At 72.0% G+C, this 20461-nt stretch carries 22 protein-coding genes; 11 read left to right on the top strand and 11 right to left on the bottom strand.

Annotation, left to right across the window (positions count from 1 at the left end):
- Nucleotides 1-24: 24 nt before the first annotated feature.
- Nucleotides 25-516 (bottom strand): ATP synthase subunit I, encoded by a 492-nt coding sequence (locus DRV96_RS10940; protein ID WP_119290897.1) that lies wholly within the window; start codon nt 514-516, stop codon nt 25-27.
- Between the two features lie 208 nt (nt 517-724).
- Here DRV96_RS10940 and DRV96_RS10935 point away from each other — a divergent pair, with 208 nt between their 5' ends.
- Both DRV96_RS10935 and DRV96_RS10930 read left to right on the top strand, forming a co-directional pair.
- Entirely contained in the window at nt 725-2869 is a 2145-nt protein-coding gene (locus tag DRV96_RS10935) for a protein-disulfide reductase DsbD family protein (protein WP_119290895.1), read from the top strand.
- Between the two features lie 47 nt (nt 2870-2916).
- Nucleotides 2917-3528 carry a thioredoxin family protein gene (locus DRV96_RS10930; RefSeq protein WP_119290893.1) on the top strand — a complete coding sequence of 204 codons (612 nt, stop codon included), beginning with the start codon at nt 2917-2919 and terminating at the stop codon, nt 3526-3528.
- A gap of 33 nt (nt 3529-3561) precedes the next feature.
- Here the strand turns inward: DRV96_RS10930 and DRV96_RS10925 are convergent, their stop codons facing one another.
- The gene (locus tag DRV96_RS10925; protein ID WP_119290891.1) at nt 3562-4143 is read right to left on the bottom strand and encodes an NnrU family protein; all 582 of its coding nucleotides are present in this window, start codon (nt 4141-4143) and stop codon (nt 3562-3564) included.
- Between the two features lie 110 nt (nt 4144-4253).
- On the opposite strand from DRV96_RS10925, the gene DRV96_RS10920 reads away from it, so the two are divergent.
- Nucleotides 4254-4751 (top strand): MaoC family dehydratase, encoded by a 498-nt coding sequence (locus DRV96_RS10920; RefSeq protein ID WP_119290889.1) that lies wholly within the window; start codon nt 4254-4256, stop codon nt 4749-4751.
- Between the two features lie 4 nt (nt 4752-4755).
- Here DRV96_RS10920 and DRV96_RS10915 read toward each other — a convergent pair whose 3' ends face one another.
- Nucleotides 4756-5445, bottom strand: coding sequence for a DUF6776 family protein (locus DRV96_RS10915; protein WP_119290887.1), 690 nt, complete (start codon nt 5443-5445; stop codon nt 4756-4758).
- Nucleotides 5446-5582: 137 nt separating this feature from the next.
- Here DRV96_RS10915 and DRV96_RS10910 point away from each other — a divergent pair, with 137 nt between their 5' ends.
- Both DRV96_RS10910 and DRV96_RS10905 read left to right on the top strand, forming a co-directional pair.
- Complete coding sequence (locus DRV96_RS10910; RefSeq protein ID WP_119290956.1) at nt 5583-6698, top strand: aldo/keto reductase; 1116 nt, start codon at nt 5583-5585, stop codon at nt 6696-6698.
- Nucleotides 6635-8002, top strand: a complete 1368-nt coding sequence (locus tag DRV96_RS10905; RefSeq protein WP_119290884.1) for an NAD(P)H-dependent oxidoreductase — start codon at nt 6635-6637, stop codon at nt 8000-8002. Before DRV96_RS10910 ends, DRV96_RS10905 begins: the two co-directional genes overlap by 64 nt.
- A gap of 66 nt (nt 8003-8068) precedes the next feature.
- On the opposite strand, the gene DRV96_RS10900 is transcribed toward DRV96_RS10905, so the two are convergent.
- From DRV96_RS10900 to DRV96_RS10890, 3 genes are read right to left on the bottom strand one after another with little or no spacing between them, the layout of a single operon-like run.
- Nucleotides 8069-9505, bottom strand: a complete 1437-nt coding sequence (locus DRV96_RS10900; RefSeq protein ID WP_119290883.1) for an NAD(P)(+) transhydrogenase (Re/Si-specific) subunit beta — start codon at nt 9503-9505, stop codon at nt 8069-8071.
- Nucleotides 9502-9822 carry an NAD(P) transhydrogenase subunit alpha part 2 gene (locus DRV96_RS10895; protein ID WP_119290881.1) on the bottom strand — a complete coding sequence of 107 codons (321 nt, stop codon included), beginning with the start codon at nt 9820-9822 and terminating at the stop codon, nt 9502-9504. Before DRV96_RS10895 ends, DRV96_RS10900 begins: the two co-directional genes overlap by 4 nt.
- 2 nt (nt 9823-9824) lie before the next feature.
- Entirely contained in the window at nt 9825-10955 is a 1131-nt protein-coding gene (locus tag DRV96_RS10890; RefSeq protein WP_119290879.1) for a Re/Si-specific NAD(P)(+) transhydrogenase subunit alpha, read from the bottom strand.
- Between the two features lie 142 nt (nt 10956-11097).
- On the opposite strand from DRV96_RS10890, the gene DRV96_RS10885 reads away from it, so the two are divergent.
- The 3 genes from DRV96_RS10885 to mnmA are packed head-to-tail and all read left to right on the top strand — an operon-like array spanning nt 11098 to nt 13054.
- Nucleotides 11098-11592 carry an NUDIX hydrolase gene (locus DRV96_RS10885; protein WP_119290876.1) on the top strand — a complete coding sequence of 165 codons (495 nt, stop codon included), beginning with the start codon at nt 11098-11100 and terminating at the stop codon, nt 11590-11592.
- 59 nt (nt 11593-11651) lie between these two features.
- The gene (locus DRV96_RS10880) at nt 11652-11891 is read left to right on the top strand and encodes a CDGSH iron-sulfur domain-containing protein (RefSeq protein ID WP_119290874.1); all 240 of its coding nucleotides are present in this window, start codon (nt 11652-11654) and stop codon (nt 11889-11891) included.
- 41 nt (nt 11892-11932) lie between these two features.
- Nucleotides 11933-13054, top strand: a complete 1122-nt coding sequence (gene mnmA, locus DRV96_RS10875) for a tRNA 2-thiouridine(34) synthase MnmA (RefSeq protein ID WP_119290872.1) — start codon at nt 11933-11935, stop codon at nt 13052-13054.
- A gap of 22 nt (nt 13055-13076) precedes the next feature.
- On the opposite strand, the gene DRV96_RS10870 is transcribed toward mnmA, so the two are convergent.
- Together DRV96_RS10870 and DRV96_RS10865 are read right to left on the bottom strand one after the other, a co-directional pair.
- Nucleotides 13077-13412: a hypothetical protein gene (locus DRV96_RS10870; protein ID WP_119290870.1), complete on the bottom strand. Its 336-nt coding sequence runs from the start codon at nt 13410-13412 to the stop codon at nt 13077-13079.
- 104 nt (nt 13413-13516) lie between these two features.
- Entirely contained in the window at nt 13517-14305 is a 789-nt protein-coding gene (locus DRV96_RS10865; protein ID WP_119290954.1) for an exodeoxyribonuclease III, read from the bottom strand.
- Here DRV96_RS10865 and pyrE point away from each other — a divergent pair.
- A complete protein-coding gene (gene pyrE, locus DRV96_RS10860) occupies nt 14286-14993 on the top strand; it encodes an orotate phosphoribosyltransferase (RefSeq protein WP_235823368.1) in 708 nt (235 codons plus the stop codon). The genes DRV96_RS10865 and pyrE overlap by 20 nt on opposite strands.
- A gap of 1 nt (nt 14994) precedes the next feature.
- A complete protein-coding gene (locus DRV96_RS10855; RefSeq protein ID WP_235823367.1) occupies nt 14995-15714 on the top strand; it encodes a hypothetical protein in 720 nt (239 codons plus the stop codon).
- A gap of 16 nt (nt 15715-15730) precedes the next feature.
- Here DRV96_RS10855 and gatB read toward each other — a convergent pair whose 3' ends face one another.
- The 3 genes from gatB to gatC all read right to left on the bottom strand — a co-directional run bounded on the left by gatB (nt 15731) and on the right by gatC (nt 19054).
- The gene (gene gatB, locus DRV96_RS10850; protein ID WP_119290867.1) at nt 15731-17182 is read right to left on the bottom strand and encodes an Asp-tRNA(Asn)/Glu-tRNA(Gln) amidotransferase subunit GatB; all 1452 of its coding nucleotides are present in this window, start codon (nt 17180-17182) and stop codon (nt 15731-15733) included.
- A gap of 79 nt (nt 17183-17261) precedes the next feature.
- The gene (gene gatA / locus DRV96_RS10845; RefSeq protein WP_119290864.1) at nt 17262-18758 is read right to left on the bottom strand and encodes an Asp-tRNA(Asn)/Glu-tRNA(Gln) amidotransferase subunit GatA; all 1497 of its coding nucleotides are present in this window, start codon (nt 18756-18758) and stop codon (nt 17262-17264) included.
- On the bottom strand, nt 18755-19054 hold the full coding sequence (gene gatC, locus DRV96_RS10840) for an Asp-tRNA(Asn)/Glu-tRNA(Gln) amidotransferase subunit GatC (RefSeq protein WP_119290861.1): 300 nt from the start codon (nt 19052-19054) through the stop codon (nt 18755-18757). Before gatC ends, gatA begins: the two co-directional genes overlap by 4 nt.
- Before the next feature lie 331 nt (nt 19055-19385).
- On the opposite strand from gatC, the gene DRV96_RS10835 reads away from it, so the two are divergent.
- A complete protein-coding gene (locus tag DRV96_RS10835) occupies nt 19386-20429 on the top strand; it encodes a rod shape-determining protein (protein ID WP_119290859.1) in 1044 nt (347 codons plus the stop codon).
- Nucleotides 20430-20461: the final 32 nt, after the last annotated feature.

Below are 20461 nucleotides of genomic sequence, written 5' to 3'. Positions count from 1 at the left end.
TAAGCCCGTTGCGTCGCGTCGTCGTCAGCGGCGGCGCCACAGCAGCGCCACCCAGTACACCTTGAGGCACACCACCAGGCCCACCAGCAACGCCGGCCAGCTCAGTGGCTGCACGATCCGAGAAGCCAGCATCAGCATGGCCACCGAGACCCCAATTTTCACGAACTCCCACAACATGAAGCTGACGGCACTGCCGCCAGGCGACATGCTGGAAAGCCGGCTGGTCATGCCGCGCGCCATCAAGGCCCCCGGCACCACCACGACGGCCGCGCCGTACAGCGCGGACCAGCCGATCGCCGCTTCACGGGTGATGGCCACGCCAAGCGCCGCCACCGCCAGCCCGATCACGATCTGCACCGCGACCACCCGCCACGGCGATACCGGCGGGTTCTTCTCCCTCAATGCCGCGGCCTGCTCCCGCGTCAAGGGCACGAAGCCGCGATCCGCCGCTTCGATCTCGTCGTCGGCCCAGACGTCTCGCCGATCGGGCCGTTTGCCTGATGGCCGCTCGGACATCGGAGCCTCTGTCGAATCCACCCTTGCGCCCTTTCTCAGGCAGCAAAGCCAATCGATTATAGGAGCAAACCCGCCGCCTTCCGCGGTGCGTGCGTGGGCGCTGTCGCGCGCGGCGGCTTTGTGCCGTCGCCGCGCACCCCGACCGCAGCCGCTGCCGATAATCCCGCGCATCGCCGGAACCCGCGGCGCCTCGCGCCTTCGAAGCCGCATGACCCTCTTGCGCCGCCTGCTGTTCGCCGCCCTCGCCGCGGTCGCGCCGGCACTGGCCATCGCGCTGACGACGCAGCCCGCCGTCGTCGTGACGGAACAGGTGCGTGCCGAACTGCTCGCGCACGCCCCCGAAGGCGTCGCGCCGGGCAAACCCCTGTGGCTCGGCCTCGCGATCGACCACGCGCCGCACTGGCACACCTACTGGAAGAACCCGGGCGACTCGGGGCTGCCGACGACACTCGAGTGGACGCTGCCGCCGGGCTTCGTCGCCGGCGACATCGAGTGGCCGACGCCCCAGAAGCTGCCGGTGGGCCCGCTGATGAATTTTGGCCACGAAGGCCGCCTGCTGCTGCCGGTGCGCGTGACGGTGCCCGACGATTTCAGCGGCGCGACGTTGCCGGTGCGGCTGCGCGCCGACTGGCTGGTGTGCAAGGACGTGTGCATCCCCGAGGGCGGGGAATTCGCGCTCGAGATCCCGGCGCAGGCCGCGACGTCGGCGCACGCGGCGCGGTTCGAGGCGGCGCTGGCGCAACGCCCGCAGCCGGTCGAGGCGCAGGCACGCGCGCGCGTCGAAGGCGGCGCGCTCGTCGTCACCGCTGCGGCGCTGCCCGAAGGGCTGCGCGGCCGCGACCTCGACTTCTTTCCCGAACTGCCGGGCGTGATCGACAACGCCGCGCGCACGTCGCAGCGCTGGGACGGCGCGACGTGGGAGGTGCGTGTGCCGCTGTCGGCGCAGCGCAGCGAGGCACCGGCACGCATGGTCGCCGTGCTCGCGGCGCCGGGCGGCGGCGCGGGCGTGCAGATCGCGTTCGAGGTCGCCGGCCCGTGGCCGCCGCCGGGCAGCGTGCCGCTGGCCGCCGCACCCACGCCGGCGCCGCAGGCCGCGCCCGCCGCGCCCCCCGCATCGAAGGCAGCGCCCGGTTTCGTGCTCGCACTGCTGCTGGCGATCGTCGGCGGCTCGCTGCTCAACATGATGCCGTGCGTGTTCCCGGTGCTGTCGCTGAAGGTCATGGGCTTCGCCGCGCACGCACACGAGCGCCGCGCGCTGCTGACCGGCGGACTGGCCTACACCGCCGGCGTCGTCGTCTCGTTCGTCGCGCTCGCCGCGCTGCTGCTCGTGCTGCGCGCCGGCGGCGAGCAGCTCGGCTGGGGATTCCAGCTGCAGTCGCCGGCCTTCGTCACCGCGCTGGCGCTGCTGTTCACGCTGATCGGGCTGAACCTGGCCGGCGTGTTCGAGTTCGGGTCGGTGCTGCCGGGCAACCTGGCGGCACTGCGTGCGCGCCACCCGATCGCCGACTCGGCGCTGACCGGTGTGCTCGCGGTGGCGGTCGCGTCGCCGTGCACGGCGCCGTTTATGGGCGCGTCGCTCGGCGTCGCGGCGACGCTGCCGGCGCCGCAGGCCCTGTCGATCTTCGCCGCGCTCGGCCTGGGCATGGCGCTGCCGTACCTCGCGGCCAGCGCCTGGCCGGCGCTGGCGCGCGCACTGCCGCGGCCGGGTCCGTGGATGGCTCGCTTCAAGGCGCTGATGGCGTTCCCGATGTTCGCCACCGTCGTGTGGCTGCTGTGGGTGCTGGGCCAGCAGGTCGGCATCGACGGCGCGGCCGGCGTGCTCGGCCTGCTGGTGGCGGTGGCGTTCGTCGCATGGGCGCTCGGCACGCCGGGGATGGGTCGCGGTGCGCGCGCCGGCTTCGGCGTGGTGTCCGTCGCGGTGCTCGCGCTGACGCTCGCGTGGGCGCTGCCGGCGCTGCGCGAGACACCGCCCGCGGCTGCCGCGGCACCGAGCGAAGAACGCTGGCAGCCGTGGAGCGCCGAGCGCGTGGCCGAGCTCAACGCGCAGGGCCGCACCGTGTTCGTCGACTTCACGGCGGCGTGGTGCGTGACCTGCCAGTTCAACAAGCGCACCGTGCTCGGCGACCCCGTCGTGCTCGCCGATTTCGAGCTCCACCGCATCGCACTGATGCGCGCCGACTGGACGCGACGCGACGCGGCGATCACCGCCGAACTCGCGCGGCTCGGCCGCAACGGCGTGCCGGTCTATGCGATCTACCGGCCGGGCGGCGCGGCGCCGCAGCTGCTCAGCGAGCTGCTGTCGGTGCAGGAGGTGCGCTCGGCGATCGCCGCCACCAAAGTCGCGGGCCCGTAGCCGACCGGTTCGCGCCGCCGTTCCCGCCTGCTGTCAAGGAGACGTCGATGATCGCGAGAACCCTCCGAGCCGCCGCCGCGGCGGTCGTGCTGGGCGCCACCGCCGCCACGGCGGCCACCGTCGGCCAGCCGGCGCCGGCCTTCACGGCGCAGGACGTGCACGGCAGGACAGTATCGCTGGCCGACTTCAAGGGCACACCGGTGGTGCTCGAGTGGATCAACCCCGGCTGCCCGTTCGTGCGCAAGCACTACGACAGCGCGAACATGCAGGCCACACAGAAAGAGGCGCTCGCCAAGGGCGCGGTGTGGCTCGCGATCAACTCGACGGCCACGACGTCGCGTGACCACCTCGCGCCCGCCGCGATGGCGCAATGGATGCAGCAGCAGGGCGCGGCCGCGACGGCGACGCTGATGGACACCGACGGGCGCATCGGCCGCGCCTACGGCGCGCGCGTGACGCCGCACATGTACGTCATCGACGCGCAGGGCACGCTCGTCTACGCCGGCGCGATCGACAGCATCCCGAGTGCGCGCGCGAGCGACATCGCCAGGGCGACGAACCTCGTCCGGCAGGCGCTCGCCGAAGTCGTCGCCGGCCAGCCGGTGTCGACGCCGACGACGCAGCCCTACGGCTGCACGATCAAGTACGCCGACGGCTGAGCGACGCGCGCGCCCGCCGGCACGCGCGCAGGCTCAGCGCCCGAACGGCGCCACGCCGATCCACGCGGCGTGCAGCCAGAACGCGAACAGCGCCCACGCCGCGACGCCCACCGCCACCGTCGCCGCGGTGCCGGCCAGCGTACCGGCGGGGTAGACGGTGCCAGCGGCGCGGTCGCGCTGGCGCGCCGCGCGAAAGTCGAGCACGGCCCAGACGAGGAAGCCGCCGAACAGCAGCACGTCGGCCAGCGTGCCGTTGGCCAGCAGGTGCGCGAACGCCCAGACCTTGACCGACAGCACCATCGGGTGCTTCAGCCGCGCCTTGATGCCGTTGCGCGGCACGTAGGCGGCCGAGAGCATCACGAACGCGATGAGCGTCAGCAGGCTCGCGACGTGGCGCATCGCCAGCGGCGGCGTCCACAGCACGACGGGCGCCTGCCGCGCGAGTGCGTAGCCCCAGACGATCGCGACGAAGCCGGCCAGCGCGACGAGCGAGTACACGCCCTTCCAGACGCCGGGGCCGACGCGTGCGATCGTCGCGGTGCGCCAGCCCTCGGCGACGATGCGCACCGAATGCGTGCCGAGGAACAGCACGAGGCCGAGGATCAGGATCGTCATGGGGTTGCCGGGTCGCGAAAGACGGGTGCGATTCTCGTCGCGATCGCGCCCGCACGGCGCACTGCGGCTATGCTCGCCGCGCACCGCCCCGAACCCCGCAGGAGCCCCGCTTGAACGCCACACCGCCACGCCCGATCCGCTACTGGTGGGAGGACTTCCCGGTCGGCAGCGTGCGCGAGTTCGGCGGCTTCGTCGTCACGCGCGAGGCGGTGATCGCGTTCGCGCGCGACTTCGACCCGCAGCCGTTCCACCTCGACGACGAAGCCGCCGCGGCATCGCTGTTCGGCCGCCTGGCGGCCAGCGGCTGGCACACCTGCGCGCTGACGATGCGCATGATGTGCGACGCCTACCTGCTCGACGCCGCGAGCCTCGGCTCGCCGGGCATCGACGAGCTGCGCTGGCTCAAGCCGGTCTACCCCGGCGACACGCTGCACGTGCGCATGGAAGTGCTCGAGGCCCGCCCGATGAACAGCCGTCCCGACGTCGGCCTCGTGCGCTGCCGCTGGGAGACGCTCAACCAGACGGGCGAGCTCGTGCTGACGATGCAGGGCTGGGGCATGTTCCGCCGTCGCCCTGCCGACGCGGCCGGCGCGGCTGCGGCTGCCTGAGCCGTCAGCGCACGTACAGCACGCGCGAGCCGAGCAGCGCGCCGCCCGGCCCATCGGTGACGCGCACCGTGACCTGCTGCGGCGCGAAGCCGGAGGGCAGCGCCGCCTCGCCGCTGACGCTGTGGTGCGTGCCGATCGACACCGCCACCGGCGGCAGCGTCACCGTCGTCTCGACACCGCGCTCGTTGCGCCCGGCCACGGCGAGCTGCATCTGCCCGGCCAGCGCACGGCCGCCCGCCGCGTCGCGCGTGAGCAGCACCTCGTAGGCCAGCGTGCCGCTGCCGGCGCGAAATCGCCCGGCGCGCACCGCCACCGCGCCGCCGCGCGGGTCGGGCGGCAGCGCCGCGACCAGCGCCGCGACGTCGGCGCGCAGCTGCTCGACGCTCTGGCGGCTCGCAGCCAGCTGGTCGGCCAGCGTCTTGCGCTCGGCCTGCGCCGCGTCGCGCTGGCGCTGCGCCTCGGCCAGCTCGGCGGCCAGACGCTGGCGTTCGGCGTCGGCCTGCTCGTAGGCCTGGCGCAGGCGCGTCGAGGCGTCGTAAGACAGCCGCGGCGGCAGCAGCTGCTCCTGCACGTAGATCACGCCGGCCACGCCGACGGCCAGGCCGAGCAGCAGCAGCACCAGCCAGCGCGGCAGGCCGCGCCGGCGGCGCCGGCCGTAACGGTCGAACTCGACCGGCTTGAACTCCCCCAGCATCGCCGTCGCTCTCCTTGCGGACAAAGGGCGAGGTTACCCCCGGACACGGGTGCCGATGCAACACGATGCTTCCGCCGGCCACCGGTGCGGACCGGCACGCCCCGGAACGGGTGCGCGGCGCCGCGGGTCGCAACGGCATGCAGCGACGCGACTGGCTCCTCGCGTGCGCCGCGGCGTCGACGCTGCCGGCGTGGGCCGCCGCCGCGCCCGACGGCGTCTGGCGCAAGACGATCCCGTCGAGCGGCGAGGCGGTGCCCGTCGTCGGGCTGGGCACCTGGCTGACCTTCGACGTCGGCGACGACCCGCTCGCGCGAGCGCGCGTGCAGCAGGTGCTGGCGCGCTTCGTCGCCGCCGGTGGCGGCGTGGTCGACTCGTCGCCGATGTACGGCAGCGCCGAGCGCGTCGTCGGCGACCTGCTGGCCACGCCCGAGCTCGCGCCGCACGCCGCGCGCGTGTTCACGGCCAGCAAGATCTGGACGCCGTTCGAGGTCACGGGCCGCGCGCAGCTGGCCGAGTCGCTGCGGCTGTGGCGCGTCGCGCGCATGGACCTGATGCAGGTGCACAACCTGCTCGCCACCGACGCGCACCTGAAGACGCTGCGCGCGGCGCGCGACGCCGGCCGCGTGCGGCTGATCGGCATCACGACCTCGCACGGCCGGCGCCACGACGAGGTCGCACGGCTGCTGCGCCGCGAGCCGCTCGACGTGCTGCAGATCACCTACAACCCCGCCGACCGCAGCGCCGAGCCGCTGCTCGATCTGGCCGCCGAACGCGGCGTCGCCGTGATCGTCAACCGCCCGTTCGACGGCGGCGACGCGCTGCGCCGGCTCGCGGGCCGGCCGCTGCCGGCGTGGGCGCGCGACGAACTCGGCGTGCAGACCTGGGCCGCGTTCGTGCTGAAGTGGGAGGTCTCGCACCCGGCCGTCACCTGCGCGATCCCGGCCACGCGCAACCCGGTGCACTGCGACGAGAACATGGCCGCGCTGCACGGGCCGCGGCCGACACCGGCGCAGCGGCGGCGCATGGGCGACGTGCTGGCACAGGCCTGCGCGCGGCGAACGACGCGCCCCCGACGTCGGCAGTGGGTCCGACGCACCGCCCGCGATGCCGGTGCCACGGGCAAACCCGCGCGCGTGCGGTGGCAGGCCTGGCGTAGGCTGCACGCCTTTGCACCACCTGCGCGCTCGCCATGTCCCTGCACCGCCAGCTCCTGCAACGCCAGGCCGAAGGCCGCCCGATCCGCGTGGGGCTGATCGGCGCCGGCAAGTTCGGCTCGATGTACCTCGCGCAGGTGCCGCGCACGCCCGGCATGCACGTCGCGGCGATCGCCAACCTGTCGCCCGAAGCCGCGTGCCGCAACCTCGCGCGCGTGGGCTGGCCGCCCGAGCGGGTGCGTGCGACGTCGATCGACGCTGCGCTGAAGGACGGCACGACGTACGTCGGCGACGACTGGAAGGCGCTCGTCGCCCACCCGGCGATCGACGTCGTCGTCGAGTGCACCGGCTCGCCGGTGCACGCCGTCGACCACTGCCTCGAGGCGTTCGCGCACGGCAAGCACGTCGTCAACGTCACCGTCGAGGCCGACGCGTTCTGCGGCCCGTGGCTCGCGCGCGAGGCCGCGCGCGCCGGCGTCGTCTACACGCTCGCCTTCGGCGACCAGCCGGCGCTGATCTGCGACCTCGTCGACTGGGCGCGCACCTGCGGCTTTCCGGTGGTGGCCGCCGGGCGCGGCCACAAGTGGCTGCCGCACTTCGCGCAGTCGACACCCGAGACGGTGTGGGGCTACTACGGGCTGACGCCCGAGCAGGCCGCGCGCGGCGGTCTGAACCCGAAGATGTTCAACAGCTTCCTCGACGGCAGCAAGCCGTCGATCGAGAGCGCCGCGGTGGCCAACGCGACCGGCCTCGAGGTGCCGTCGAGCGGCCTCACGTACCCGCCGGCGAGCATTGCCGACATCCCGTTCGTCACGCGGCCGCAGAGCGAGGGCGGGCACCTCGAGAAGAAGGGCATGGTCGAGGTCATCAGCTCGCTCGAGGCCGACGGCCGCGCGATCCCGTACGACATCCGCATGGGCGTGTGGGTCACCGTCGAGGGCGAGACCGACTACATCCGCCACTGCTTCGAGGAGTACAACGCGCACACCGACCCGAGCGGGCGCTACTTCACGCTGTACAAGCGCTGGCACCTGATCGGCCTCGAAGTGGGCTACAGCGTCGCCAGCGTCGCGCTGCGCGGCGAGGCCACCGGCGTGGCGACCTGCTGGAACGCCGACGTCGTGGCCACCGCCAAGCGCGACCTCGCGCCCGGCGAGATGCTCGACGGCGAGGGCGGCTACACCGTGTGGGGCAAGCTGCAGCCGGCGGCAGCATCGCTGGCCTACCGCGGCGAGGGCGGCCTGCCGCTCGGGCTCGCGCACCAGGTCAAGGTCGTGCGGCCCGTGGCCCAGGGCCAGATGCTGAGCTGGAACGACGTCGCGATCGACACGGCGACGCGCGCGTACCGCGTGCGGCGCGAGATGGAGGCCGCGTTCGCCGCAGCGCCTGCGGCGCGCCACTGATGCCGCCGCGGCAACGAAAAGGGCCGGCAGCGCCGGCCCTTCGTCGTGCAGCGCGCGGCAGCCGCACTACTCGATCGCCTTGACCATGTCCTCGACGACCTTCTTCGCGTCGCCGAAGACCATCATCGTCTTGTCCATGTAGAACAGCTCGTTGTCGAGGCCGGCGTAGCCGGCAGCCATCGAGCGCTTGTTGACGATCACCGTCTTGGCCTTGTAGGCCTCGAGGATCGGCATGCCGTAGATCGGGCTGCCCTTCTGCAGCGCGGCCGGGTTCACGACGTCGTTGGCGCCGAGGACGATCGCGACGTCGGTCTGGCCGAACTCGGCGTTGATGTCCTCCATCTCGAACACCTGGTCGTACGGCACCTCGGCCTCGGCGAGCAGCACGTTCATGTGCCCCGGCATGCGCCCGGCCACCGGGTGGATCGCGTACTTGACGCTGATGCCCTTGTGCGTGAGCTTCTCGGCCAGCTCCTTGACCGCGTGCTGCGCGCGCGCGACCGCCAGGCCGTAGCCCGGCACGATGATCACCGTCTCGGCGTTGCTGAGGATGAACGCCGCGTCGTCGGGGCTGCCGCTCTTGACGGTGCGCTGCGGCTGCGCGCCGCCCGCCGCCTGGCCCGCCTCGCCGCCGAAGCCGCCGAGGATGACGTTGAAGAACGAGCGGTTCATCGCCTTGCACATGATGTAGCTCAGGATCGCACCCGAGCTGCCCACCAGCGAGCCGGCGATGATCAGCATGCTGTTGTTCAGGCTGAAGCCGATGCCCGCCGCGGCCCAGCCCGAGTAGCTGTTGAGCATCGAGACGACGACCGGCATGTCGGCGCCGCCGATCGGGATGATGATCAGCACGCCGAGCACGAAGCTCAGCGCCAGCATCGCGAAGAACGCGGCCCAGTTCTCGGTCAGCGCGAACACGATGCCGAGCGCGATGGTGGCGATGCCGAGCACGAGGTTGAGCAGGTGCTGGCCGTTGAAGACCACCGGCGCGCCCTGGAACAGGCGGAACTTGTACTTGCCGCTGAGCTTGCCGAACGCGATCACCGAGCCGCTGAACGTGATCGCGCCGATCGCCGCGCCGAGGAACAGCTCGATCTTGTTGCCCACCGGGATCGGCTGGCCGTGCCCGGCGATGCCGAAGGCCCACGGCTCGGCCACCGCCGCGACGGCGATGAACACCGCCGCCAGGCCGACCATGCTGTGCATGAAAGCCACGAGCTCGGGCATCTTCGTCATCTCGACGCGCTTGGCCATGACCGCACCGGCGGTGCCGCCCACGAGCAGGCCCGCGAGCACCCACACCATGCCCTGCGCCGAGCCTTGGCCCATCTGGCCGGCGAGCTTCACGATCAGCGCCGCGGTGGTCAGGATGGCGATCGCCATCCCGGTCATGCCGAAGACGTTGCCGCGGATCGACGTCGTCGGGTGGCTCAGGCCCTTGAGCGCCTGGATGAAGCAGACGCTCGCGACGAGGTACAGCAGCGTGACGACGTTCAGGCTCATGCCTTGTCTCCCGCGGCCGGGGCCTTCTTCTCTTTCTTCTTGAACATCTCGAGCATGCGCCGCGTGACGAGGAAGCCGCCGAACACGTTGACGGCAGCCAGCGCGACCGCGAGCACGCCCATCGTCTTGCCCAGCCCGCCCTCGGTCAGCGCGGCGGCGAGCATCGCGCCGACGATGACGATCGCGCTGATCGCGTTGGTGACGGCCATCAGCGGCGTGTGCAGCGCCGGCGTCACGTTCCACACGACGTGGTAGCCGACGTAGATCGCGAGCACGAAGATGATCAGGTTCAGGATGATCGGCGAGACGGCGTCCATGCTCAGCTCCTCTTGACCTGGCCGCCCTGCGTCATCAGGCAGGCGGCGACGATGTCGTCGTCGGCGGGGATCTGGAACGTGCCGTCCTTCGACAGCACGAGCTTCAGGAAGTCGAGCACGTTGCGCGCGTACAGCGCCGATGCGTCGGCGGCCACGAGCGCAGGCAGGTTGGTTTCGCCGACGATCGTCACGCCGTGCTTGACGACCGTCTTGCCGGCCTCGGTCAGCGGGCAGTTGCCGTCGGTGCCCGCGGGCCCCTTGCCGGCGGCCATGTCGACGATCACCGAGCCCGGCTTCATCGACTTGACCATGTCTTCCGTGATCAGCACCGGCGCAGGGCGGCCGGGGATCAGCGCGGTCGAGATCACGACGTCGGCCTGCGCGACGCGCTTGGCGACTTCGACCTTCTGGCGGTCGAGCCAGCTCTGCGGCATCGGCCGCGCGTAGCCGCCGACGCCCTCGGCGGCCTCGCGCTCCTCGGCGGTCTCGTACGGCACGTCGATGAACTTGGCGCCCAGCGACTCGACCTGCTCCTTCACGCTCGGGCGCACGTCGCTCGCCTCGATCACGGCGCCCAGGCGCTTGGCGGTGGCGATCGCCTGCAGCCCGGCGACGCCGACGCCGAGGATCACGACGCGCGCGGCCTTGATCGTGCCGGCGGCGGTCATCAGCATCGGGAACAGGCGCTGGTAGGCGTTGGCGGCGATCATCACCGCCTTGTAGCCGGCGATGTTGGCCTGGCTCGACAGCACGTCCATGCTCTGCGCGCGCGTCGTGCGCGGCGCCGCCTCGAGCGCGAAGCTCGTGAGGCCGGCGGCCGCGAGCCGGGCCAGCCCGTCGCGGTCGAACGGGTTGAGCATGCCCACGAGCACCGTGCCGGGCTTCATCAGGCTCAGCTCGTCGGCGTCGGGGCCGCGTACCTTGAGCACGAGCTCGCAGCCGAACGCGCCGGCGCGGTCGACGATCTCGGCGCCCGCGGCCACATACGCGGCGTCGGTGACGCTGGCAGCGACGCCGGCGCCCGACTGCACGCGCACTGTGTGGCCCTGCGCCTTCAATTTTTTGGCCGTCTCGGCCGTGACGGACACACGGGTCTCCCCCGCTGCCGTCTCCAGCGGCACGCCGATCAACATGGAGGCCTCCTCACCCGCTGCGGGCGCTTGCGATGGCGGGCGCCGGATTCCATGACACCTCGGTGTTCGCGCCCGCGGGCGGCGAGTTTATCTGCTGGCCGACGCCGCCGGCGCGTGCTGGGCGGCCCGCTAACATCGCTGCATGGCTGCACCGCGCTGGACCCCGAGCGTCACCGTCGCGGCCGTCGTCGAGCACGGCGGCCGCTACCTGCTCGTCGAGGAGGAGACGCCCGAGGGGCTGCGGCTGAACAATCCCGCCGGCCACCTCGATCCGGCCGAATCGCCGCTCGAGGGCGTCGTGCGCGAGGTGCTCGAAGAGACGGCGCGCGCCTTCACGCCGCGCGCGCTGCTCGGCGTGTACCTGTCGCGGTTCGTGCGTCCCGCGACCGGCGAGGACGTGACGTACCTGAGGCTCGCGTTCTGCGGCGACGTCGGCGAGCCCGCGCCGGGCCGTGCGCTCGACCACGGCATCGTGCGCACGCTGTGGCTGACGCCCGACGAGGTGCGCGCAAGCGCGGCGCGCCACCGCAGCCCGCTGGTGCTGCGCTGCATGGAAGACCACCTCGCGGGACGGCGCCTGCCGCTCGACGCGATCGTCGCCGACGACTCGATCTACCGCCCGCCGGCCAAGACCTGAGGGGGCGCACCGCGGCCCGCGCGCGGGCATCATCGGGTTCTTGCCGAAGGAGGACTGCGATGACCCAACCCCACTGCGCGCAGAAGGCGCCCTACCCGGTGGCCGTCGAGGCCGGCAAGGACTACTGGTGGTGCGCCTGCGGGCTGAGCAAGAAGCAGCCGTTTTGCGACGGCTCGCACCAGGGCGGGCCGTTCACGCCGGTCAAGTACAGCGCCACCGAGTCGAAGACGGTGTACTTCTGCGGCTGCAAGGCCAGCGCCGGCAAGCCGCTGTGCGACGGCACGCACCGCACGCTCTGACCGCGCAGGCGGCGCGCGGCGGCCGCCGATAATCGGGCGCGATGTCGTCCCCCCGCACGCAGCGCGTCGTCGTCGGCCTCAGTGGCGGCGTCGATTCGGCCGTCGCCGCATGGCTGCTCAAGCAGCAGGGCTACGACGTCGTCGGCCTGTTCATGAAGAACTGGGAAGACGACGACGACAGCGAGTACTGCTCGTCGCGCCAGGACTGGCTCGACGCCGCGTCGGTGGCCGACGTGATCGGCATCGACGTCGAGCACGTCAACTTCGCCGCCGAGTACAAGGACCACGTGTTCGCCGAGTTCCTGCGCGAGTACGCGGCCGGTCGCACGCCGAACCCCGACGTGCTGTGCAACGCCGAGATCAAGTTCAAGGCGTTCCTCGACCACGCGCTGCGCCTGGGCGCCGAGAAGATCGCCACCGGCCACTACGCGCGCGTGCGCGAAGCGGGCGGGCGCTTCGAACTGCTCAAGGGCGTCGACCCGGCAAAGGACCAGAGCTACTTCCTGCACCGGCTCACGCAGGCGCAGCTGGCCAGGACGCTGTTCCCGCTCGGCGGGCTGACCAAGGTGGAGGTGCGCCGCATCGCCGCCGAGATCGGGCTGCCCAACGCGGCGAAGAAGGACTCGACCGGCATCTGCTTCATCGGCGAGCGGCCGTTTCGCGAGTTCCTGAACCGCTACCTCAGCCACGCGCCGGGCGACATCGTCGACGACCGCGGACGCACGCTCGGCCGCCACGTCGGCCTGAGCTTCTACACGCTCGGCCAGCGGCAGGGACTGGGCATCGGCGGCGTCAAGGAACGCGGCGCGCCGCGCGGCGGCGGGGCGCATGCGCCGTGGTTCGTCGCGCGCAAGGACCTCGAGCGCAACCGGCTCGTCGTCGTGCAGGGACACGACCACCCGTGGCTGCTGTCGACGGCGCTCGAGGCCACCGACGCGAGCTGGGTCGCCGGCGTGCCGCCGGCGCCCGGCCGCTATGCTGCGAAGACGCGGTACCGGCAAGCCGACGCCGCCTGTGTGTTCACGCCCGGCGGCGCCAGCGCCTTCACGCTGCGCTTCGACACGGCGCAGTGGGCGGTGACGCCGGGGCAAAGCGCGGTGCTCTACGACGGCGACGTGTGCCTCGGCGGTGGCGTGATCGAGCGCACCGGCGACGCGCGCTGAGGTGACGTCGCCGCGCCGCGCGTCACTGCATGGCGTCGGGTCGCGGGTGCACGGTGCGCCACTGGCGCTCGGCGGGTTCGTCGTGGGTGGTGGTCGGGCCCAGCCAGTCGACGAACAGGCGCGCGCACACCGTCTGCAGCGGCTCGCCGGCCTGCGGGTGGCGCGCGATCAGCGCCAGATTGCGCGCGATCTTGTCGGCCGCGGCGAGGTGCGGCGTGCGGGCGTAGAACGTCAGCAGCGCGAGCGTGCCGCCGAGGATCGGCTCGAGCGGGCCGACCGGCGACGCCGAGCACGCGTCGTCGCTGCCGTCGGTGCTGCCGCAGTCGGGCGGGGTGAGGGTCGGACGGTGTCGGGCCATGCGGATCTCCTTCGCGGGGTTGGCGCCACCGGCCCCGCCAAGCGGCGCCGGCACACCGACTATATGCGAATGAGTCGCATTTAGTGCATGGCCTTGCCAACCCCTCACAGATCGAAGTCGTAATCGATCGTCACCGGCGCGTGGTCCGAGAAGCGCTGGTCGAGGTAGATCTGCTCGCGCCGCGCCCGCGCCGCGATGCCCGGCGTCGCGAGGTGGTAGTCGAGCCGCCAGCCGACGTTCTTCGCCCACGCCTGCCCGCGGTTGCTCCACCACGTGTATTGCTCGGGCAGCGGGTTCAGGCGCCGGAACACGTCGACGAGCGCGTCGCCCTCGAGCAGCGAGGTCAGCCACGCGCGCTCTTCGGGCAGGAAACCGCTGTTCTTCTGGTTGCTGCGCCAGTTCTTCAGGTCGATTTCCTTGTGCGCGATGTTGACGTCGCCCACCAGCACGAATTCGCGCTCGGCGGCCAGCCGGCGCAGGTGCGGGCCGATCTGCGCGAGGAAGCGGTACTTGGCCTCCTGCCGCTCGGGGCCGCTCGAGCCGCTCGGAAAGTAGCAGCTGACGACGCTGAACTTGCGCCGGCGGGTGTCGAACCGCGCCTCGACGTAGCGGCCCTCGGCGTCGAACTCGTCGCTGCCGAAGCCGGTCACGACGGCGCTGGGCACCTGGCGCGTGTACAGCCCGACGCCGGAGTAGCCCTTCTTCTGCGCGAAGTGGAAATGCCCCTGAAGATCGCCGATGCGGTCGAAGCGGCCGCTCACATCGGCAGCCTGGGCCTTGACCTCCTGCACGCCGATACAATCCGCAGCCGCCTGCGCGGCCCAGTCGAGGAATCCTTTGCTCGCCGCCGAACGGATGCCGTTCAGGTTGAGCGTGACGAGCCGAAAAGCCACCGTGATCTCCGCAGCGCCCACCCCCGCCGACCCGCTCGCCCAGGACTTCGTGAAGTTCGCGGTCGAGGCCGGGGTGTTGCGCTTCGGGGAGTTCAGAACCAAGGCCGGGCGGCTGTCGCCGTACTTCTTCAACGCCGGCCTGTTCGACGACGGCGCCAAGCTGGGCCGTCTCGCACAATTCTATGCACGTCGCCTGATCGATAGCGGGCTGCAGTTCGACCTGCTGTTCGGTCCGGCCTACAAGGGCATCGCGCTGGCCGCCGCGGTGGCGATCGAGCTCGCGCGGCTCGGTCACAACAAGCCCTTCGCCTACAACCGCAAGGAGGCGAAAGACCACGGCGAGGGCGGCAGCCTGGTCGGCGCGCCGGTGCGCGGGCGCGTGCTGATCATCGACGACGTGATCTCGGCCGGCACCTCGGTGCGCGAGTCGATCGCGCTGATCGAGGCCGCCGGCGCCACGCCGTGTGGCGTCGCGATCGCGCTCGACCGCCAGGAGCGCGCCACCGCCGCCGACGGCAGCGAGCTGCCGCATTCGGCCACGCAATACGTCACGTCGGAACTGAAACTGGGCGTGACGGCGATTGCGACGCTGGGCGACCTGCTCCAGTATCTGTCGACGACCCGGGACGCGGCACTGGCAGCGCACGCCGCGGCGGTGTCGGCGTACCGCGAGCGCTATGGAGTCTGACGTGAGCACCGCCCCGACCCCCGCCGTGCGCAGCAACGGCCGCGGCGTCGCGTGGCTGCTCGCCGGCTGGCTGGCGGGCGTCGCGCACGCGCAGACGCCCGGCGCGATCTACACCTGCACGACCCCCGACGGTCAGCGCCTGACGTCGGATCGCCCGATTCCCGCGTGCCGCAGCGTCGAACAGCGCGTGCTCAACCGCGACGGCTCGCTGCGGCAGATCGTGCCGCCGACGCTGACGGCCGAAGAGCTCGTCATCAAGGAAGCCGAGGAGCGCCGGCTGGCCGCGCAGCGGCAAGCGCAGCTGGACGCGGTGCGCCGCGACCGCAACCTCAAGCAGCGCTACCCCGACGAGGCCGCGCACCAGCGCGCGCGCGAAGCCGCGCTCGACGCCGTGCGGCTGGCGCTGCGCTCGAGCGAGCAGCGGCTGCAGGAGCTGCAGCGCGAGCGCGAGCCGCTGGTGGCCGAAACCGAGTTCTACGTCGGCCGCGAACTGCCCGCGACGCTGCGCCACAAGATCGAGGCCAACGAAGCCGCGCAGCAGGCGCAGCGCAACGCCATCGCGACGCACCGCGCCGAGATCGACCGCATCAACGGCGTCTACGACGTCGAGCTCGAGCGGCTGCGCAAGCTGTGGGCCGGCGCCCAGCCCGGCTCGCTGGGGCCGATGCGCTCGACCACGGTGCCGGTGGCCGCCGGCACCCCGACCGGCTCGCCGCGCTGAGCGCGCGGCCGCGCGCTCAGCCGCCGAGGCGGCGGCGCAGCAGTTCGTTGACCTGCGACGGGTTGGCCTTGCCCTGCGTCGCCTTCATGACCTGGCCGACGAGGGCGTTGAACGCCTTCTCCTTGCCGGCGCGGAACTCCTCGACCGATTTCACGTTGGCGGCGACCACCTGCTCGACGATCGCCTCGAGCGCGCCGGCGTCGCTCATCTGGCGCAGCCCCTTGGCGTCGATCAGCGCGTCGACGTCGGCGCCCTCGCCGGCCCACAGCGCATCGAACACCTGGCGCGCGGCGTTGTTCGACACCGTGCCGTCGACGACGCGCCGGATCAGCGCTGCCAACGTCGCCGGCGCCACCGGGCTCGCGTCGATCGTGCGCCCCTCGGCATTGAGCCGCTTGCTGACCTCGCCCATCAGCCAGTTCGCGACCAGCTTCGGCTGGCCGCAGCCGTCGCGCGCGGCCTCGTAGTAGCGCGCGAACGCGAGGCTTTGCGTCATCAGCGCCGCCGCGTCGGCCGCGAGCCCGTCGTCGCGGCGGAAGCGCTCGGCCATCGCCATCGGCAGCTCGGGCATGCCGGCGCGCACGCGTTCGATCCACTCGGGCGCGATCACGAGCGGTGGCAGGTCGGGGTCGGGGAAGTAGCGGTAGTCGTGCGCCTCTTCCTTGGTGCGCATCGCGCGCGTCTCGCCGGTGGCGGGGTCGAACAGCACGGTGGCCTGCTCGATCGGCAGGCCGTCTTCGAGGCGGTCGATCTGCCACTGCACCTCGAAGTCGATCGCCTGCTGCAGGAAGCGGAAGCTGTTGAGGTTCTTGATCTCGCGCCGCGTGCCGAACGGCTGGCCCGGCTTGCGCACGCTGACGTTGGCATCGCAGCGAAAGCTCCCCTCCTGCATGTTGCCGTCGCAGATGTCGAGCCACACGACGAGCGCGTGCAGCGCGCGCGCGTACTCGGCCGCCTCGGCGCTCGAGCGCATGTCGGGCTCGGACACGATCTCGAGCAGCGGCGTGCCGGCACGGTTCAGGTCGATGCCGGTGAGGCCGTGGAAGTCCTCGTGCAGGCTCTTGCCGGCGTCTTCCTCGAGGTGCGCGCGCGTCAGCCGCACGCGGCGGGTCTGGCCGTTCAGCACGAACTCGACCTGCCCGCCCTGCACGACCGGGATCTCGTACTGGCTGATCTGGTAGCCCTTCGGCAAGTCGGGGTAGAAGTAGTTCTTGCGCGCGAAGATCGACAGCGGCGCGACCTTCGCGCCCACCGCGAGCCCGAAGCGGATCGCACGCTCGACGGCGCCGCGGTTGAGCACCGGCAGCGTGCCGGGCAGCGCGAGGTCGACCGCGCAGGCCTGCGTGTTCGGCGGCGCACCGAAACGCGTCGACGCGCCGCTGAAGATCTTGCTCGCCGTCGACAGCTGGGCGTGCGTCTCGAGGCCGATGACGACCTCGTAGCCGCGGATCAGTGCCGGCGCGGTCACTGGACCACCCTCCGGTCACTGCGTGACCACCTCCCCGAGGGAGAAACGCGCTCCCGTCGGAGCGGCCGTGCGGGAGCGCTCATCGCGTGCCCTCCTGCGGTTCGCGGGTGTGGAAGTCGGTCGCCTGCTGGAACGCGTGCGCCGCGTGCAGCAGCGTGCCCTCGGCGAAATGGTTGCCGATCAGCTGCAGCCCCACCGGCATGCCGCCCGCGCCGAAGCCGGCCGGCACGCTCATGCCGGGCAGCCCGGCCAAGCTCGCCGGCAGCGTGAAGATGTCGGCGAGGTACGCCTTGACCGGATCGTCGGCGCCTTCGCCGAGCTTCCACGCCACCGTGGGCGCCACCGGCCCGGCGATCACGTCGCACTGCGCGAAGCACTGGCGGAAATCGTCGGCGATCATGCGGCGCAGCTTCTGCGCCTGCAGGTAGTACGCGTCGTAGTAGCCGTGGCTGAGCACGTAGGTACCGATCATGATGCGGCGCTTGACCTCGGGCCCGAACCCCTCGGCGCGCGTCTTTTTGTACATGTCGAGCAGGTCGTCGTAGCGCGCGGCGCGGTGGCCGTAGCGCACGCCGTCGAAGCGCGACAGGTTCGAGCTCGCCTCGGCCGGCGCGATGATGTAGTAGACGGGGATCGACAGCTCGGTGCGCGGCAGGCTGACGTCGACGAGCGTCGCGCCGAGCTTCTCGAACTCGGCGAGCGCGGCGCGCACGGCCGTGGCGACGTCGGCCGCGAGCGCCGCGGGGAAGAACTCGCGCGGCAGCCCGATGCGCAGGCCGGCGAGCGGCTTGGCGGGCGTCGCGCCATCGCGCGGCGCGAGCATCTGTGCGTGGTAGTCCTGCGGGGGGCGCTGCGCGCTCGTGCTGTCGCGCTCGTCGAAGCCGCTCATCGCCGACAGCAGCAGCGCGCAGTCCTCGGCGCTGCGCGCCAGCGGGCCCGCCTGGTCGAGGCTGGAGGCGAACGCGATCATGCCGTAGCGCGAGCACACGCCGTAGGTCGGCTTGATGCCGGTGACGCCGCAGAAGCTCGCCGGCTGGCGGATCGAGCCGCCGGTGTCGGTCCCGGTGGCTGCGGGCAGCAGCCGCGCGGCCACCGCCGCGGCCGAGCCGCCCGACGAGCCGCCGGGCACGCGCGCCGGGTCCCACGGGTTGCGCACCGGGCCGTAGGCCGAGTTCTCGTTGGCCGACCCCATCGCGAACTCGTCGCAGTTGAGCTTGCCCAGCGTGACCGCACCGGCCGCCGCGAGGCGCGCGACGACGGTGGCGTCGAACGGGCTGCGGTAGCCGGCGAGCATCTTCGATCCGGCCGTCGTCGGCAGGCCGCGCGTGACGAAGATGTCCTTGTGCGCGATCGGCACGCCGGTCAGCGGCGTCGCGTCGCCGCGGGCGCGGCGCGCGTCGGCGGCGCGCGCAGCGGCGAGCGCGGCGTCGGCGTCGACGGCGAGGAAGGCGCCGAGTTGTTCGTGCGCGGCAACGCGCGTCAGCAAATGTTGCGTCAGTTCGGCGCTCGAGAACTCGCCGCGCGCGAGCGCGCGGTCGATCTCGGCCACGCCGAGGCGGTGCGCGTCGCCGCTCATTCGATCACCTTCGGCACGAGGTACAGCCCGTCCTCGACCGCCGGCGCGCTGCGCTGGTTGGCCTCGCGCTCGTCGCCTTCGGTGACGACGTCGTCGCGCAGCCGCAGCTCGACCGCCGCGACCGCCGACAGCGGCGTGTACAGCGGCTCGACGCCCGAGGTGTCGACCGCGCTCATGCGCTCGACGATCGAGAAGAAGCCGTTGAGCTGGGCCAGCATCGCCGCGGGCTCGTCGCCGCGCAGTTCGAGCCGCGCGAGGTGCGCGATGCGGCTCACGTCGTCAGGGGTCAGGGCCATCGGTGCTTCGGGTCGCGAGACGGCGTTCGCGCCGTCCGTCGGTGGGCATCAGGGGGTGGATCGCAGCCCTTCTCGGGCGCTGCCGGCCGGTCTGCGATCGAGAACGATCGGGTATTATCGTGCGCAGTCAGAACCCACCGGCCGGGTCCGCGTCGATCTCCAGCGGGGCCTCGCCCGGCGGGTTTTTTCGTACCCGCTGCCGCTGTGCCCACGCCGACGCCGCGGACCGTTCACGCACCGTCCCTCCACCGCACCGCGATGCCGCCCGCCCGATCGCCGCGGACCCCGTGGCCCGCCGAGTGCCTCCGAGGCGACGCACCGCCAAGCTGACATGTTCGAATCCTTTCGTCGCTACTTCTCGACGGACCTCGCCATCGACCTCGGCACCGCCAACACGCTGATCTACGTGCGCGGCAAGGGCATCGTGCTCGACGAGCCCTCCGTCGTCGCGATCCGCCACGAAGGTGGCCCGAGCGGCAAGAAGACGATCCAGGCCGTCGGCCACGAGGCCAAGGCGATGCTCGGCAAGGTGCCCGGCAACATCGAGGCGATCCGCCCGATGAAGGACGGCGTCATCGCCGACTTCACCGTCACCGAGCAGATGCTCAAGCAGTTCATCAAGATGGTGCACCCGCGCTCGATGATGAAGCCGAGCCCGCGCATCATCATCTGCGTGCCCTGCGGCTCGACGCAGGTCGAGCGCCGCGCGATCCGCGAGTCGGCGCTCGGTGCCGGCGCGAGCGAGGTCTACCTGATCGAGGAGCCGATGGCCGCGGCGATCGGCGCCGGACTGCCGGTGTCGGAGGCGTCGGGCTCGATGGTCGTCGACATCGGCGGCGGCACGACCGAGGTCGGCGTGATCTCGCTCGGCGGCATGGTCTACAAGGGCAGTGTGCGCGTCGGCGGCGACAAGTTCGACGAGGCGATCATCAACTACATCCGCCGCAACTACGGCATGCTGATCGGCGAGCCCACCGCCGAGGCGATCAAGAAGCAGATCGGCAGCGCGTTCCCCGGCTCCGAGGTCAAGGAGATGGAGGTCAAGGGGCGCAACCTCAGCGAGGGCGTGCCGCGCAGCTTCACGATCAGCTCCAACGAGATCCTCGAGGCGCTGACGGACCCGCTCAACCAGATCGTCTCGGCGGTCAAGAACGCGCTCGAACAGACGCCGCCCGAGCTCGGCGCCGACATCGCCGAGCGCGGCATGATGCTCACCGGCGGCGGCGCGCTGCTGCGCGACCTCGACCGGCTGCTCGCCGAGGAGACCGGGCTGCCGGTGCTGGTGGCCGAGGACCCGCTGACCTGCGTCGTGCGCGGCTGCGGCATGGCGCTCGAGCGCATGGAGCGCCTCGGCTCGATCTTCACCTACGAGTAACACCGGGCCAAGGGCGCCGGGGCGCCGCGCAC

This window comes from Azohydromonas sediminis (assembly GCF_003574675.1).
In the GTDB taxonomy this organism is placed as follows: domain Bacteria; phylum Pseudomonadota; class Gammaproteobacteria; order Burkholderiales; family Burkholderiaceae_C; genus Calidifontimicrobium; species Calidifontimicrobium sediminis.
Note: the sequence above shows the minus strand (reverse complement) of the source record. Positions and strands in the feature narration are given on the sequence as shown.

Coding starts and splice junctions, on each gene's coding strand:
- DRV96_RS10940 (WP_119290897.1), bottom strand. CDS start 516: ATGTCCGAGCGGCCATCAGGCAAACGGCCCGATCGGCGAGACGTCTGG.
- DRV96_RS10935 (WP_119290895.1), top strand. CDS start 725: ATGACCCTCTTGCGCCGCCTGCTGTTCGCCGCCCTCGCCGCGGTCGCG.
- DRV96_RS10930 (WP_119290893.1), top strand. CDS start 2,917: ATGATCGCGAGAACCCTCCGAGCCGCCGCCGCGGCGGTCGTGCTGGGC.
- DRV96_RS10925 (WP_119290891.1), bottom strand. CDS start 4,143: ATGACGATCCTGATCCTCGGCCTCGTGCTGTTCCTCGGCACGCATTCG.
- DRV96_RS10915 (WP_119290887.1), bottom strand. CDS start 5,445: ATGCTGGGGGAGTTCAAGCCGGTCGAGTTCGACCGTTACGGCCGGCGC.
- DRV96_RS10910 (WP_119290956.1), top strand. CDS start 5,583: ATGCAGCGACGCGACTGGCTCCTCGCGTGCGCCGCGGCGTCGACGCTG.
- DRV96_RS10905 (WP_119290884.1), top strand. CDS start 6,635: ATGTCCCTGCACCGCCAGCTCCTGCAACGCCAGGCCGAAGGCCGCCCG.
- DRV96_RS10900 (WP_119290883.1), bottom strand. CDS start 9,505: ATGAGCCTGAACGTCGTCACGCTGCTGTACCTCGTCGCGAGCGTCTGC.
- DRV96_RS10895 (WP_119290881.1), bottom strand. CDS start 9,822: ATGGACGCCGTCTCGCCGATCATCCTGAACCTGATCATCTTCGTGCTC.
- DRV96_RS10890 (WP_119290879.1), bottom strand. CDS start 10,955: ATGTTGATCGGCGTGCCGCTGGAGACGGCAGCGGGGGAGACCCGTGTG.
- DRV96_RS10885 (WP_119290876.1), top strand. CDS start 11,098: ATGGCTGCACCGCGCTGGACCCCGAGCGTCACCGTCGCGGCCGTCGTC.
- DRV96_RS10880 (WP_119290874.1), top strand. CDS start 11,652: ATGACCCAACCCCACTGCGCGCAGAAGGCGCCCTACCCGGTGGCCGTC.
- mnmA (WP_119290872.1), top strand. CDS start 11,933: ATGTCGTCCCCCCGCACGCAGCGCGTCGTCGTCGGCCTCAGTGGCGGC.
- DRV96_RS10870 (WP_119290870.1), bottom strand. CDS start 13,412: ATGGCCCGACACCGTCCGACCCTCACCCCGCCCGACTGCGGCAGCACC.
- gatA (WP_119290864.1), bottom strand. CDS start 18,758: ATGAGCGGCGACGCGCACCGCCTCGGCGTGGCCGAGATCGACCGCGCG.
- gatC (WP_119290861.1), bottom strand. CDS start 19,054: ATGGCCCTGACCCCTGACGACGTGAGCCGCATCGCGCACCTCGCGCGG.
- DRV96_RS10835 (WP_119290859.1), top strand. CDS start 19,386: ATGTTCGAATCCTTTCGTCGCTACTTCTCGACGGACCTCGCCATCGAC.